Source organism: Acidianus brierleyi, from assembly GCF_003201835.2.
Lineage (GTDB): Archaea > Thermoproteota > Thermoprotei_A > Sulfolobales > Sulfolobaceae > Aramenus > Aramenus brierleyi.
In genome coordinates this window covers 1198144-1212439 of the sequence record NZ_CP029289.2, presented here as the reverse complement: position 1 = coordinate 1212439, position 14296 = coordinate 1198144, and the positions used below count along the sequence as shown (strand labels likewise).

Here is a 14296-nt window from a genome sequence, read left to right as displayed (position 1 = left end):
AAAAGTTTGTTAAAGGAATGTGGAGCCTCCTACGGTGATTTTCACGAACAACACTCCTAAACAAGAAGACAAGCTTTACAAGGGTGAGACTAAGAAGACTAGGTATAGGAGAGGAGGTAGTGAAGGCCCTCAAGTTGACCCCAATCAAGTAGTTCCTTCGGCTCTTCAAGCTATCGCCTAGCCATGTTAGAGGCAAAGCATGTGGAGCCTATCCATCTCCACGGATGGAGTCTTCCGCCCCCTTTGAACCTATATAGATTAATTAGTTGGGGAGGGTAATACTCTCCAACTGGGAAACATGGTCGACCCTTTGACTGAAGCAAAGTCTTCGAACGGGGGCGTGACAAACCCCTACCATCGGACTGAACATTGTGATAATATGCACGGATATAGGTGTGATAAAGAGGTAGGGATCCTAGGAATAGACATATCAAAAGATCATCTAGTAACGAGTGAGGGGAGGGTCTACGAGAACAACAAGAAGGGTTATGAAGAAATACTAAAAGTGAAACTAAACACAATAGTGGTCGAACCGACAGGAGCATACTCAATAAAACCATGTCAATACTTCAAGGAAAAAGGGATCAAGATACTACAAGTAAGCCCAAATATACTATGGAAGGAGAAGGACTTGAGAGGAAAGAAAACAGATTTTTACGACGCACAAAAACTAATAAACATGGCAAACAAGGCAAAGGAGTACAACTACAACCCATTGAAAGAACTAGTAACACTATATATCTTCCTAAAAGACCTTGAAGTAAAGTACAAGAACAGGGTAAAAAGAGCACTATTCCTAGTCAGTGACGAGGAAAAAATAAGCAAGGAAATGCTTGAAGAATTCTCTAAAGGAAACTTCAAAATACAATTATACAACTTAGAGTACACAAAGATCGTACTTGAAGAAATCGAAGTATTATCTAAAGCACTACTGGAAACAAGCGAGAAAATAAAAGAAGTAGAGAAAATGATACAATCACAGTCTGAAAATCACGTTCTATTAACTATACCGGGAATAGGAAAACTTTCTTCGGGAATAATAATAGGCATTGTTGGGACATTAAACGCTTTCCTAACCCTGAGTCCTTCGTAGCCTACTGTGGTTTAGACCCAATAGTTGAGAGGAGCGGTAAAGCTACTGTAAGGGAATATCGAAGAAGGGTAATAAGTACTTGCGCAGCTTGTTCTACTTCCTCGCTGAGATGAATTACTCTCGTAATCCTACATTACTAGAATTTTACGAGAACCATAAGGAAAAGTTGAAGGGAAAGAAGTTGTACACTGCTTTAGCCAGGAAATTGGCTAGAATAGTTTGGAGTGTTTGGTATAATAATAAGCCTTATGAGCCTAAGTGATCCTCCCCAAATCGCCACGTGGATTGAAAGGTACACGTGGCAATCTTAGTTGACATTATGCTTGAAGTTCAACCAAAATATTTATTACTGAACGCCCCCCTGAATCTGATAAAGATGACTAGAAGATAAATATATCTCTCTTTGTTATTTATCTTGATGATTTACGAAAAACTATGGAAGGCCATAGATCTTGAAATTCCACTAGTGTTAACTGACATGGAAACTTTCTTAGTTAGGGACGGAGAAATAACTGAGGATGACTTAAAAAATGCTAAATTAGCAGCAAAGAAGGTTAGAGATGCATATGAGGCTAAAAATAAAGATGCCTCAATAAAGCTCGTTCAAGAAGCAATTTCCATTTTAAATTCAATAAAGCCTAAAAAACCATTCCCTCCAGAAATGAAAATAAGATTTGAAGATCTAAAGAAAACATTAGAAGAGTGTATTAACGATTCTAAAGAATGAAAATACTTTTTTTAGTGGAAATAAATTTTTTGAAAACTATGAACTAATTTAACTAAAAGATTTTTAGTCTCCCTTTAAGCCAAATTTATACTTTTTATGAGGATTGTCTTTTAAGCTTTCATGAAATTGATGATAACAAAGTAGGAAAGACTTATAAAGTCTAAGGAGCGAAAAGCTTAAAGGGAGATTATGAGACTCAACAAAGCTTCTATTTCTTTAAGGGGAACCTACGGCCAAGCTATGGCTGTTACTGCGCCTTTAGGCAGTGTAGTATCTACATCAACTGCGGCTATAGTTTACGCTGGATATTCTGTAGTATTTACCACATTATTAGCTCTTTTAGGAAGTGCTTTATGGATATTTACATTAACTGGTTATACAAGGAAAATAGCTTCTGCAGGAGGATATTACACATATGGATATAGTGCATGGAAGTCCAAGAGAATATCTTTCTTTGAAGCGTTAACAGAATCATTTGCTTACTCTTTTCTAAACGCAGTAAATGCAATCACTCTCTACTTATTGGTTTCAATATCTTACGAAATACTAGGCTATTCAATGCCTAGTTGGGTTGGTTATTCTGTTCTTATTTTCGGAATATTATATCCAACCCTAATTTCCCTTACTCACATAAAACAATTATTAGGTTATGTTGTTTCAATTAGTGCTACATTAGAAGCAGCTCTTCTAATATTTTTATTTGCAACATCATTATCAAGAGGTATTCATGGTAATTACTTTGTACCTAGTGGGGTTTCTGCCCAAAATCTAGCAGATGCATTCGTATTATCTATGGTTAGTATTTCTGGAGCTGGAGCTGCAACGTATTTAGGAGAAGAGACTAAAAAACCTACAAAAACTATTACGCAAGGAATGTGGATTTCTTTACTTGTAGGAGGGATCTCCATGCTTTTAGGAACATATGCATTAGTAGCATTATGGCATGGTTCTCTCTCTAATTTAGCCAATTCTCCACAGCCTTTGCTTTATGAGATGTTCTATTTTGGTTCAATACCAATGGTAATAGGCCTAATTTTGTCTATAAACAGTTTATTATCTTCTAACATAGGAACAACTATAGGCGCAGCAAGAATTATATTTAATCTATCTAGGGAAGGATCAGCACCTAAAATATTCTCAAAAGTAAATAGGTCAGGAGAACCTCTCTTTGCTACTTTATTTGTGGGGTCTTTAACAGGCATAATTGCTTTTACTTCTGTCTTTATGGTTGGTATAACAAATGCATTTTTAGAAATAAGTGTAATAAGTAGTTTACTTTGGTTAAGCGGAAGAGTTGTAGACGGTTTTGGAGTCCCAGTATTTTATTATAGAATAAGACAATTAGGAATATCTACAATAATAATTCCTATAGCAGCAACAAGTTTAAACTTATGGGGAATATTGACTTCTTTGCAAGCTCCAGATTTACCTCAGACATTATTTTTAACGTCTACTTTATCCATAATGTTAGTATGGTATATATTTAAAGGTAGAAAAGGAAAACCTGGTAGTTTAGTTGTAGATGAAAATAATGAATTAATAAATATAGACGAATATATTGAGCGAATAAAGAAAAAAGTCGAAGCTACCGCATAGTTTATCCTTAACTATTATTTTAATATTATTTCATTAAATAACATAAGGGATAATTTATTAAAAACAAAATTCTTGAGTTATTATTCAGCAGTCATTTCTTTATCCGTTATTAGAGATCCTATAATTAACATTGCTAAAGCGAATATACCTAGATATGCTAAGTATGTCCAGTTTGGATCATTCAAAAGTAATGCTTCTCTGCCCAGTTCTGCAGAATAAGTGATAGGATTAACGTCGCTTATCAGCTTAAGCCATACTGGGAAAAATGTTTTAGGGAATAATGCAGTACTTGAGAACATCAGAGGTAAATTTATTAGATTTGCCACTACCCCTGGAGCCTGCCAATCACTTGTTTTTACAGTAAGAACTGAATACAGTGATGAAAATCCTATACCTACAAAGAATAACGCTAAGAATAATACTGTTATTGACATAGGTGTAAGATTTAATGAGACTCCTAGTGCTAAACTAGCTATAATCATTATCGGAGCTTGAAGTATTCCTCTAGTTGCACCTCCTAGTGCCTTGGCTAGAAATATATTATACTTTGGAGTAGGAGTTATTAAAACTCTCTTGAGATATCCAAATCTTTTATCTTGTATAAGACTCATAGAGCTAAACATACCTACAAAAAGCATTGATACAGAGAGTTCTCCAGGTAAGATAAATGCAATATAGTTATCGGTATGAAAGAATGTTTGAAGAAACTCTTTGGGTACTCCAGAAAAACTACTTCCAAAAAATACTAACCACATTATAGGCTGAGAAATAAGCATTATCCACATGTATATACTTCTATAAATTCTCTTAATTTCTCTCATATATAGTGCAGAGAGTTTTTCCATCATCATGATCACCTTCTTGCTCTTCTTAACATTGCATAGAATTTCTTTGCGTCAAAATCTTCCTCCTCTATACTTCCTCCAGTTAGCGTTAGAAATACCGTATCTAAACTCGATTTATTTACTTTTAGAGATTTTATGTTATTTCCTCCTATAGTGTTTATTATTTCTAAAAGAGTATTTTCTGCATTAGGAACTTTTATTCTTAAAGTTCCATCTTTTTTAACTATAGTATAAGGTAATTTCACTTCAATATCTTTTTTAAGTTCTATTTCTATTACATCTCCCCCATATTTTTCTTTTAGATACTCCGGGGTTCCAGTAGCTATTATTTTTCCTTTGTTAATTATGCTTATTCTACTACAAAGCATATCGGCTTCTTCCATATAATGGGTGGTTAATAATACAGTAACTGAGTAATCCTTATTTATTTGTCTTATTAATTTCCACATAGACGCTCTAGTGTTTACATCGAGTCCAATAGTAGGTTCATCCATGAATATAATTTCTGGAGAGTTAAGTAATGCCATAGATACCTCCAATTTTTTTCTCATACCAGTAGAAAATTTTCCTGCTTTTCTATTTTTGAACTCTTTAATTCCAAAGTAGTCCAATAATTGATCTCCTCTCTCCTTCCAATCCTTAACGCCTTCTAGCTTTGCTTGTATTTCCAAATTTTCCCATGCAGTGAGTTCATCGTCTAAAATTACCTCAGATGAGATCCAACCTATTCTCTTTTTTACCTCTATAGGTTTTTCCTTAACACTGAAGCCAGCTATTATTGCATCGCCTTCTGTAGGCGGCACTAGACCAGTTAACATTTTTATTGTAGTAGTTTTCCCTGCTCCGTTGGGTCCTAATAATCCATAAATTTCTCCTTTTTCTATTTCAAAATTAATATGATCTACTGCAGTAAAATCCCCATATTTCTTTGTTAAATTCTTAGCTATTACAGAGCTCATATTATTAACACTGTTATATTAAGTTAAAAAAGATATATCTTTTACTTAACAACAAGTACAGGATAAGGAGATTTATTAACAAGACTGCTAGACACACTGCCCATAATGGCTTTTTTAATCCCCGTTAATCCTCTACTTCCTGTTACTATTAGATCGCAGCCTATTTCCTTACAGTATTCTATTATGGCATCGGAAACGTCAGTACTTTCTAGGACCTTAGTTTTAACATTGAATCCTTCCATTTCACTTTTAATCTCTTCGAGAGTCTTGGCTCCTTTTTCTTCGGATTCTATTATTTTTTGTTCTGGAGATTTGGGAGCTTCTTTTACTACAGTTACAACGTGTATTTCGTCCTCTTTTTTTACAAATCGCAAGGAAAATATAACTGCCTTTTTTGAATTTTCAGATCCATCATATGCTAAAACTATTTTCATTTAGAGAAAGAGTATAATATATGTTATTTAAATATTTTCATCAATATCACTAAACATTTTATATTGTATAATTTGCTTTTTAATTAAAAAAGGATTTGCTAAAAAATATCATGCCTGTAAAATAATTTTTGCTTTACTTCCGCTCTTTGGCCAAGTGATTATGCTCACAAATACCATTACTATTGCAGTAAAGCCTATAATATTAATAGCTTTACTAAGAGCGTCTATGCCGTAAATTGATTCAATTGCTCCTAGTATTATGTTGGCAATTCCTCCTGCAAGACCGCCAAAATTATAGGCAAATCCAGATAGGAAACCCCTAACCTCTAATGGTACTGCATCAGCTAATAATAGAGGCATTACTGGCCAAAAACCTGTAAAGAAAGAGAACATGAGAGTGCCTAGTACCATTATGTAGAGATTTACTAACTGGGAAAGTGCAGGAACAGAAAGTGGGAGAGATACTAATAATCCTATTAAACCCATAAGTATAAGCTTCTTTTTATTTACTCTATCAGCTAATCTTCCAAATAATATGAAAGAGAACGCTAGAAGCAAGTTTGCTATTGTCATGAGTATTCCTAGGATAGCTTCTGGCATTTTTGCATAATCAGTAGCTATAGTAGGATAATTTCCAAATACTGCAAAGTATGTTATAAACATTCCAGACATTCCTAATGTAGCTTTTAATAGTATACTTAAATATCCCTTGTAATTTATTCTTATTTTACTAGTTTTTACAATGCTTTCTTTAACTTTAAGTTGAACGTAAGGCAGTAAGATTAAAGGTGTTGCACCCATTAAAAGGAATAATCTCCAATCACTTATCATTGATAGAAATACTAGGTATGTTATCCCAGTAAGAGCATAACCTATTCCATAGCCTGCTTGAACTATTCCTGTGACAAAACCTTTAAGGGATCTAGGCGCTTGTTCATAAGCTATTACAGTTCCAGCAGTCCATTCTGCGCCCATGAATATCCCTTCAATAGCTCTAAATATAAAAAGAAGGAAAACATTAGGAGAAAAAGCCATTAAACCTTGAAAAATTGCATAGCCCCCTGTTCCAATAATAAGTACTGGCTTTCTTCCAATACTGTCAGCATATTTTCCAAAAATAATTCCTCCTATAACTCTTCCTATTAATCCCAATGCGAACAATATTGATACTTCAAAATATGATAATGAGAATGCTCTCATTATGTAGTAATATACGTATGTCATTAACAATAAGTCGTATATATTTCCTGCCCATGCTAACGATGATGATATCGTAGCATGTATATAGGATTTCATAACTTTAGCAGACTTTAACTTAAAATATAAAGATGCTCTATTTTGACATTAAAAAGATAGTTTATACTTTATGCATAGTGTACACAATTTAAATTGTGAAGAATATACTCTTTACGTTTATTTAAAAATATTTTATTCAATCTATCATTATGTTAATGTTAATTCGATATAATTTAGCTTCAATCTAATTTCCTTTTTAATGGTTTTTCACAAGATATTTTTATGAAAGTTTTAGTTACAAAAAAGCTCCCTGGAAATTGGATATCTTATTTATCAGAAAATGTAGAAGTTGCATTATGGGAGGAAAATTATCCTCCACCCAAAGAATGGATAATAGATAACATAAGAGATAAGGATGGGATTCTAATAACATTAACAGAAAGAATAGACAAGGAAATAATAGATTCAGCACCTAAACTAAAGGTAATAAGTACATATAGTGTAGGATTTGATCATATAGATGTAGAATATGCAAAAAAACGTGGGATTATTATAACATATACTCCTGAAGTTCTTACAGAAGCTACGGCAGATCTTATATTTGGTCTATTAATTGCAGTCTCAAGAAGAATAGTTGAAGGAGATAAGTTAATTAGAGAAGGAAAATGGGAAATTTCATGGTATCCTACTTTTATGCTAGGAAGTGAAGTATATGGAAAAACTTTAGGTTTATTAGGCATGGGAAGAATTGCTAGGGCTGTTATGAGGAGAGCAAAAGGGTTCGACATGAACATTATATACAATAGTAGAGCTCCTCATGATGTAGATGCAAAATTTGTAGATTTAAATACATTATTCAGTGAATCAGATTTTCTAGTTATCGCAGTAGATTTAAACACAACTACTTATCATATAGTTAATGAGGAAAAATTAAAATTGATGAAAAAATCGTCTTTTTTAATAAATGCTTCTAGAGGTCCAGTAATAGATGAGAATGCTTTAATAAAAGCTCTAAAAGAAGGTTGGATAAGAGGCGCTGCATTAGATGTATTTGAACACGAGCCATTACCTAAAGATAGTCCATTAATATCTATGAACAATGTTGTTTTAACTCCTCATTTAGGTAGTGCAACAATTGAGACTAGAGACAAAATGGCTGAAATAGCAGTAAAAAACTTGATTTTAGCATTAAGAGGTGAAAAACCAATCTATGAAGTTAGATAATTTGTTTTTAGATGCTAAAAAAGGGTATTATAGGAATTTAGCTTTTATACAAGGTGATGATAGTGTTTCAAAGGCTATTGTAATTTTAAAAGAGTACTTGAAAATAAACCCTAGAGCTACTATTGCCTATGCTTTCCATCCATGGATAGAAGGAAGTAAGGAAAAATTAAAGAAGTTTATGAATGTAGCTAATGTAAACGACATTGATTATTCTTCTTCAGAGAAATATTTGGGAAGCACCTTTGACGTAGTAATATTAGATTGTATAGACGATTTCAGACCGAATTATATAGCAAGACTTTCAGACATGGCTAGAGGAGGAGGGTTAGTTCTCTTATATTCCGATAATATATTTAAAAATAAGCTCTATAAATCGTCACTAACTAGACATAATATAGTAAAAGACCTTTTTGAGAAAAGATTCTTACAAAAGTTACTTCAAAATAGAGGAATAATTTATCTTGGAGATAAGGAAATAATTAGACCTTATTCTTCTTCAGAGACTTCATTACCTAAAAAGAAGGGTATTTTTAAAATACCCAAAAGGCTTTACGATCTTTGCGTTACCGATGATCAAGCTAAAGTTATAGAGGAATTCAACTTCATAGAAGAGGAAGGTAAGAGAGTTTTTACTGTAATAGCTCCTAGAGGTAGGGGAAAAAGCGTTGCTGTAGGATTTGCCTTATCAAATTTCATGATTAAGAATATTGAAAATACTATCAATATTATAGTAACGTCTCCTTCTTATTATTCTGCAAAAGAGTTACTTGAAGCATTAGTTAGAGGTCTAAAATTGTTTAAAGTTGACATTAAGGTCTTGAGATCTAAAGAAGGAAAAATAATGTCAATAAGAGTAGGCAATGTTAGGATCAGATGGACTGCCCCAGAAATCGCTAAAGACGAGGATGGAGACATAATAATTATAGATGAAGCAGCTTCTTTAGGTATAGAAAATTTAGATTATATTTTGAGAAGATGGGAAAAAGTTGTTATGATAACCACAGTTCATGGGTACGAAGGTTCTGGAAAAGCTTTTCTAAAATACATTAACAACCTAGAAAAAAATGTTAAGTTACAAATGGTTAAGTTAGACTATCCAATAAGATATGCAAGAGGAGATCCTGTAGAGAAATTAATATACGACATAATGCTTTTAGATGTTGAACCAGAGGTTGCCGAATCAACAAACAATTTAACTGAAATAAGTCAAGAGACTCTTTTTAGTGATGAGCAATTACTTAGGCAAATATATGGGATATTAGTATCCGCCCATTATAGAAACTCCCCAGACGATTTAATGCTTTTAGGAGACATGGCATTTCAAAAAATTTTCACAATTGATCCTGGCATTGCAGTAGCTCAAATAGTTGAAGAAGGAGGTCTTAACGATAGTGAAATAGAATCAATGTTATATGCTGAGGGAAATGAGGGAAATTTGATTCCACATAGAATAATAAAATATCAAAGACTAAAAAATTTTGGAGAATTAAGAGGATGGAGAATAATGAGAATTGCTGTAATACCTTCTCTCCAAGATAAGGGACTTGGATCGTTATTATTAAATAAAGTTACTGAAATTGCATTAAATTATTCTTTAGATTGGGTAGGTTCGTCTTTTGTATCCGAATTAAAGGTTCTTAATTTTTGGCTTAGAAACGGTTTTACTCCAGTATATTTAGCATCAAGGAAAAATGAGGGCTTAGGAGGATATTCCATAATTGTATTAAAAGGAATGTCAGAAAAAGGGAAGAGTATTACTTCTTTCTTATCTGCGAATTTAAAAGATAAGATTCTAAGAACATCACATCAAGTGTATTTTAATGTAAGTCCATTGGTCTTGGTCAAAATTTTAAGATCAACTCCCTCGATCGAATATGGCAATATTTCAGACCTATATAAGGCCAAAATAATTTCATATTTAAATGGTATTTTACCTTATAATTCAGTTTCTGAAGCTATTCATGCTTTAGCTACAAAGTACTTTTTTGAGAATAAATTTGATATAGACGATGTTTTATTAGCTTCATTATTTGCAAGAACATTTCAAGGTAAGAGCTGGTATCATGCAGGTTTATCGTTAGGATTGAAACCAAGACAAGTCGAGGAAAATATGAAGAGTGCTATATCACAAATATTTAGTAAATATTATAATTCGTTTGAAGATTTCGCCATTTTTTAAACATAATCTTTTTAAATAAGGAATTATAATTTGTTACAGATTCTTGTTTTTACGCGGTTATACTTTTCTGTAGAATATATACTTTTTACTAAACAAAGTTTAATAGACATGGTGAGATATGTTATTTTGTGAACAAATATGCCTAAACCTTACATAGCTATAAACATGGCAGATTTGAAAAATGAACCTAAAACTTTTGAAATGTTCTCAGCTGTAGGACCAAAAGTGTGCATGGTAACAGCAAGACATCCGGGTTTCGTAGGATTCCAAAACCACGTTCAAATAGGAGTATTACCGTTTGGCGAAAGATTTGGAGGAGCTAAGATGGACATGACTAAGGAAAGTAGTACTGTAAGAGTTTTACAATACACAATGTGGAAAGATTGGAAAGATCATGAAGAAATGCACAGACAAAACTGGAGTTACCTATTTAGACTTTGCTACTCATGCGCCTCACAAATGGTTTGGGGACCTTGGGAACCAATTTACGAAATAAAGTATGCAGACATGCCAATAAACACTGAGATGACAGATTTCACTGCAGTAGTAGGAAAGAAATTTGCAGAAGGAAAACCATTAGAAATTCCAGTAATCTCACAGCCTTATGGAAAAAGAGTAGTAGCATTTGGAGAACATACAGTAATTCCAGGAAAAGAAAAGCAATTTGAAGATGCAATAATAAAGACCTTAGAGATGTTTAAGAGAGCACCAGGATTCCTAGGTGCAATGTTATTAAAAGAAATAGGCGTCTCTGGAATAGGAAGCTTCCAATTCGGGTCAAAAGGATTCCATCAGTTATTAGAGAGCCCAGGCTCATTAGAGCCAGATCCAAATAACGTAATGTATCAGGTACCAGAAGCTAAACCAACACCACCACAGTACATAGTTCACGTAGAATGGGCTAATCTAGATGCGTTACAGTTCGGAATGGGTAGAGTATTATTAAGTCCAGAGTATAGAGAAGTTCATGATGAGGCATTGGATACTTTAATTTACGGACCATACATAAGGATAATTAACCCAGTCATGGAAGGAACATTCTGGAGAGAATACCTAAACGAGTAAATTTTTTAACATCTATTTTTCTATAATTTTATTTTAAATTTTCGCCATTATCTTTTTCAATGTTATATTACTTTTCTAATAATGCATAAACAAGAAGAATAGATTTTTAAGTAACAAAGTTACCTATATCTACTGCAATGAGTGACAAAAGATCTTTCATATATATGGCTTTAGTTTTATCATTAATTACTATAGCTACAAGAGCAACAAATAATATGGTTACAACAACCTTAGCTCCTTTGGGAAAGTATGTCTTTGGTTTTGACAATTTGTTAGCTGGAATTATAGATGCTGTAGTCTTTCTCTCAACATTTATTTCTACTTCCTACATTAATCCTACGTTGCAATCTTCTTCCAGAAAAAAGGCATTCATATCTGCCAATTTGATAATATTTGTTTTATTAGGTATCTTTTATCTATCTAACGCAGTCATAATATGGATAATAACTGGTATAGCTGGGATAGCTTTTGGTCTTATATTACCTAATTTAATTACTTCAGCATCTCTTGTTGACGATAAAAGAACTGCAGAAAGATTACTCTCGCTCTATTCCACTAGTTTAAGTATAAGTTTAATAATAGGGCCATCTTTAGAAAGTTATGTTTTATCAATGTTTGGGTATAAATCTGTATTCCTAGCATTTTTGCCTCTAGGTGCTCTAGCTTTCGGTCTTTCGTGGTATGTTAAATTCCCTGAGGTAAAAAGGGAAACTCACGGTATGAGTGCAATAAAGAACAAAGGTTTCATATCTTCAGTTCTTTCTATAACTACATATAATGTTCCCTTTGCTGCTCTAACAGCGTTTTTGACAATATACGCTATTGAAAAATTTGGCGTTCCAAAGGATTTAGCATACTTTTCTTACATACCATTCTTTACAATATCCTTCTTAACTAGACTTTCCATGACAATAAGACCTTTTAACTCATTAAGATATCCTCTTTTGATTTCAATTTTAATAACCTTAATTGGTTTAACTGGGATGGTACTATCTCCTAGTTTTTACAGCTTTTTGATTTTCATGGCAATCTTAGGAATTCCTCACGGTTCAATATTTCCAATGTCTACTATAATGATAGCTAGGTCAACTTCACAAATAGAAAGAAATGCTGTTAATTCCTATTTTCTGGCTTACAATAATATTCTATTTGTATCTATACCAATAATAGTAGGAGCTCTTTCGCAAATAATAGGCTTAGGATATGCTTTCCTAGTGTTGGTAATACCAGTAGTTATCTCTGCAGTAATGTTCTTCGCTAGGTTCTGGAACGATAAGATAATACTATCTTAAAGATTTTACGAAATAATAAAATTCCTTAAAATTTTGAAAAGCGCTTTCTCCTTCTTCTTTATTAGGAGATAATATGGCGAAAGTCTCATTTCCTATACAATAGTACATGACTGTGCTTCCATAGTTGCCGCAAATTTTTGAGAATTTTCTCTCAGCATTAAGATCTATATCCTTCATTTTTGAGTCAATAAATATCTTGGTTCTTCTATAGTAGAAAATATCGTTAGATACCTCACCTAGCAATATAAATAGAGCTCTAGCTAAGTTTGCCTTTAAATTGTAAGGTAATGGAACTCTTAATTCTTTATAAAAAAGATTTCTTTCATCAATTTCTATTGGTATTTCAAAACAGTTATCTATAGCTTCAAAAAATATTTTTCCCGAAATAAGGGATACGTAATTCCCATTAAATTCTATTCCGTAATTTCCATTTTCTTTACAAAATTTCATCAGTTCCCAGCCAAGGTCTTTACTTTCTTTCCATCAAAAACTATTAACAAGTTACCAAGAGATCTAGCTTTCCTATTACTCACTAGTACTACTAGACTTCTCCCCAACTCTTTTTGAAGCATAATTAAACTTTTCAAGTCAAGTGTGCCTTTCTTTTCTGACAATTCTTTTAAGTTTCTTACTACCTCCACAAAAGAGTAAGAATCTGATACTCTAAAGACTTTATTCTCATCTATTTCAACTATACTTTTGTCATCCATTATGAACACAGTATCTACTACCTTAAATTTCTTCAATAATCCTTCCATAAATTTGTATAGCGTTAGATAGTCAATCCGAGAATTTAAATCGACTGCTACTAATGGCCTTAGCATATTAGTCACTACAGATTATCCCTTATATATTTTGTCATTATAAGTTTATTTCAATGTATTAAACAGAGTTAAAAATTCCTGTTTTTATTTAGTTATATTTTTATGATACAAAGAATTCTAATAGTATATACTATTATTTAAATCGATTTAGTTTGATTGTAAGTATTATATCATAAATAATCAATAATTGCGTTATATATCTTCTTAGAAGAAAGTTCTTTCATTGCATCATCGTCTTTAATTCTTCCACATGTTATCTCTACAATTTTTCCGTTTTCGAAAAATGCTTCACATTCATCCACAGAAATTTTTATCTTTCCATCATAATTCTTACTTTGTTCTATTCCTTCATTGATCAGAGTTGTAAAATTTTCGAAAGTCTGAAAATGGATCTTATTAGAAAATTTTTCCACAAAATTGTTTAAAAACGATTGCATAGGACTTCCAGCTAATCTTTCTAAGGGACCTTGGTAATCACCTCTAACGATCATATCTAATGATTCATCTCTCAAAGGTATAACATTTACAGAAAATGTAAAAGAAGCTTTAGGGAATTTCATTACACCAGAATGCACTACCGAATATTCAGATATTTCTCTTTTCATTAAGAATCTAAATCTCATAAATACTTTAAATTCTGCTATATACGAGATGGAATCTATTTTTTCTACTTTTTGAAGGTATTTCCATAATTTAGGGAGGTTATCTATATCAAATATCTCGTTTAGAATAACCTTACTGTTAGCGTTCTTCAAGTTAATCTTAACTTCTTTACTAATCATAAATTATAATAAAGAAATTTAACTTATACGTTTTTCTATA

General features: G+C 32.6%; 14 protein-coding genes and 1 pseudogene. 8 read left to right on the top strand and 7 right to left on the bottom strand.

Annotated features, from left to right (window positions below; all coding sequences use genetic code 11):
- Nucleotides 1-34 precede the first annotated feature (34 nt).
- From DFR85_RS22155 to DFR85_RS22140, 4 genes and pseudogenes are all read left to right on the top strand, one after another.
- Nucleotides 35-181, top strand: a complete 147-nt coding sequence (locus DFR85_RS22155; RefSeq protein WP_162582703.1) for a hypothetical protein — start codon at nucleotides 35-37, stop codon at nucleotides 179-181.
- A gap of 117 nt (nucleotides 182-298) precedes the next feature.
- Nucleotides 299-1355 (top strand): annotated as a pseudogene (locus tag DFR85_RS22150) (IS110 family RNA-guided transposase).
- A gap of 156 nt (nucleotides 1356-1511) precedes the next feature.
- Entirely contained in the window at nucleotides 1512-1820 is a 309-nt protein-coding gene (locus DFR85_RS22145) for a hypothetical protein (protein ID WP_110270143.1), read from the top strand.
- 189 nt (nucleotides 1821-2009) lie between these two features.
- Nucleotides 2010-3416: an APC family permease gene (locus tag DFR85_RS22140; RefSeq protein WP_110270142.1), complete on the top strand. Its 1407-nt coding sequence runs from the start codon at nucleotides 2010-2012 to the stop codon at nucleotides 3414-3416.
- Between the two features lie 80 nt (nucleotides 3417-3496).
- Here DFR85_RS22140 and DFR85_RS22135 read toward each other — a convergent pair whose 3' ends face one another.
- The 4 genes from DFR85_RS22135 to DFR85_RS22120 form a co-directional block, all read right to left on the bottom strand.
- A complete protein-coding gene (locus DFR85_RS22135) occupies nucleotides 3497-4264 on the bottom strand; it encodes an ABC transporter permease (protein ID WP_110271804.1) in 768 nt (255 codons plus the stop codon).
- A gap of 5 nt (nucleotides 4265-4269) precedes the next feature.
- Nucleotides 4270-5220 carry an ATP-binding cassette domain-containing protein gene (locus tag DFR85_RS22130; protein WP_110270141.1) on the bottom strand — a complete coding sequence of 317 codons (951 nt, stop codon included), beginning with the start codon at nucleotides 5218-5220 and terminating at the stop codon, nucleotides 4270-4272.
- A 41-nt stretch (nucleotides 5221-5261) separates the two neighbouring features.
- Entirely contained in the window at nucleotides 5262-5654 is a 393-nt protein-coding gene (locus tag DFR85_RS22125) for a universal stress protein (RefSeq protein ID WP_110270140.1), read from the bottom strand.
- Between the two features lie 108 nt (nucleotides 5655-5762).
- Nucleotides 5763-6950, bottom strand: a complete 1188-nt coding sequence (locus DFR85_RS22120; protein WP_110270139.1) for an MFS transporter — start codon at nucleotides 6948-6950, stop codon at nucleotides 5763-5765.
- 222 nt (nucleotides 6951-7172) lie between these two features.
- Here DFR85_RS22120 and DFR85_RS22115 point away from each other — a divergent pair, with 222 nt between their 5' ends.
- The 4 genes from DFR85_RS22115 (at nucleotide 7173) to DFR85_RS22100 (ending at nucleotide 12650) form a co-directional block, all read left to right on the top strand.
- Nucleotides 7173-8114 (top strand): 2-hydroxyacid dehydrogenase, encoded by a 942-nt coding sequence (locus DFR85_RS22115; RefSeq protein ID WP_110270138.1) that lies wholly within the window; start codon nucleotides 7173-7175, stop codon nucleotides 8112-8114.
- A complete protein-coding gene (locus tag DFR85_RS22110) occupies nucleotides 8101-10293 on the top strand; it encodes a tRNA(Met) cytidine acetyltransferase TmcA (RefSeq protein WP_168367143.1) in 2193 nt (730 codons plus the stop codon). The genes DFR85_RS22115 and DFR85_RS22110 overlap by 14 nt, the downstream gene beginning before the upstream one ends.
- 138 nt (nucleotides 10294-10431) lie before the next feature.
- Entirely contained in the window at nucleotides 10432-11358 is a 927-nt protein-coding gene (gene sor, locus DFR85_RS22105) for a sulfur oxygenase/reductase (RefSeq protein WP_110270136.1), read from the top strand.
- A 137-nt stretch (nucleotides 11359-11495) separates the two neighbouring features.
- Nucleotides 11496-12650 (top strand): MFS transporter, encoded by a 1155-nt coding sequence (locus DFR85_RS22100; RefSeq protein ID WP_110270135.1) that lies wholly within the window; start codon nucleotides 11496-11498, stop codon nucleotides 12648-12650.
- Here DFR85_RS22100 and DFR85_RS22095 read toward each other — a convergent pair.
- The 3 genes from DFR85_RS22095 to DFR85_RS22085 form a co-directional block, all read right to left on the bottom strand.
- Nucleotides 12642-13100, bottom strand: a complete 459-nt coding sequence (locus tag DFR85_RS22095) for a hypothetical protein (RefSeq protein ID WP_110270134.1) — start codon at nucleotides 13098-13100, stop codon at nucleotides 12642-12644. The two genes, DFR85_RS22100 and DFR85_RS22095, sit on opposite strands and share 9 nt — an antisense overlap.
- On the bottom strand, nucleotides 13100-13474 hold the full coding sequence (locus tag DFR85_RS22090; RefSeq protein ID WP_110270133.1) for a hypothetical protein: 375 nt from the start codon (nucleotides 13472-13474) through the stop codon (nucleotides 13100-13102). Before DFR85_RS22090 ends, DFR85_RS22095 begins: the two co-directional genes overlap by 1 nt.
- 170 nt (nucleotides 13475-13644) lie before the next feature.
- The gene (locus DFR85_RS22085) at nucleotides 13645-14256 is read right to left on the bottom strand and encodes a hypothetical protein (protein WP_168367142.1); all 612 of its coding nucleotides are present in this window, start codon (nucleotides 14254-14256) and stop codon (nucleotides 13645-13647) included.
- Nucleotides 14257-14296 lie beyond the last annotated feature (40 nt).

Excerpts from the sequence above, each read along its gene's own strand:
- DFR85_RS22090 (WP_110270133.1), bottom strand. The coding sequence starts at position 13,474 with ATGCTAAGGCCATTAGTAGCAGTCGATTTAAATTCTCGGATTGACTAT.
- sor (WP_110270136.1), top strand. The coding sequence starts at position 10,432 with ATGCCTAAACCTTACATAGCTATAAACATGGCAGATTTGAAAAATGAA.
- DFR85_RS22130 (WP_110270141.1), bottom strand. The coding sequence starts at position 5,220 with ATGAGCTCTGTAATAGCTAAGAATTTAACAAAGAAATATGGGGATTTT.
- DFR85_RS22100 (WP_110270135.1), top strand. The coding sequence starts at position 11,496 with ATGAGTGACAAAAGATCTTTCATATATATGGCTTTAGTTTTATCATTA.
- DFR85_RS22140 (WP_110270142.1), top strand. The coding sequence starts at position 2,010 with ATGAGACTCAACAAAGCTTCTATTTCTTTAAGGGGAACCTACGGCCAA.
- DFR85_RS22115 (WP_110270138.1), top strand. The coding sequence starts at position 7,173 with ATGAAAGTTTTAGTTACAAAAAAGCTCCCTGGAAATTGGATATCTTAT.
- DFR85_RS22125 (WP_110270140.1), bottom strand. The coding sequence starts at position 5,654 with ATGAAAATAGTTTTAGCATATGATGGATCTGAAAATTCAAAAAAGGCA.
- DFR85_RS22145 (WP_110270143.1), top strand. The coding sequence starts at position 1,512 with ATGATTTACGAAAAACTATGGAAGGCCATAGATCTTGAAATTCCACTA.
- DFR85_RS22095 (WP_110270134.1), bottom strand. The coding sequence starts at position 13,100 with ATGAAATTTTGTAAAGAAAATGGAAATTACGGAATAGAATTTAATGGG.
- DFR85_RS22110 (WP_168367143.1), top strand. The coding sequence starts at position 8,101 with ATGAAGTTAGATAATTTGTTTTTAGATGCTAAAAAAGGGTATTATAGG.
- DFR85_RS22135 (WP_110271804.1), bottom strand. The coding sequence starts at position 4,264 with ATGATGGAAAAACTCTCTGCACTATATATGAGAGAAATTAAGAGAATT.
- DFR85_RS22120 (WP_110270139.1), bottom strand. The coding sequence starts at position 6,950 with ATGAAATCCTATATACATGCTACGATATCATCATCGTTAGCATGGGCA.
- DFR85_RS22085 (WP_168367142.1), bottom strand. The coding sequence starts at position 14,256 with ATGATTAGTAAAGAAGTTAAGATTAACTTGAAGAACGCTAACAGTAAG.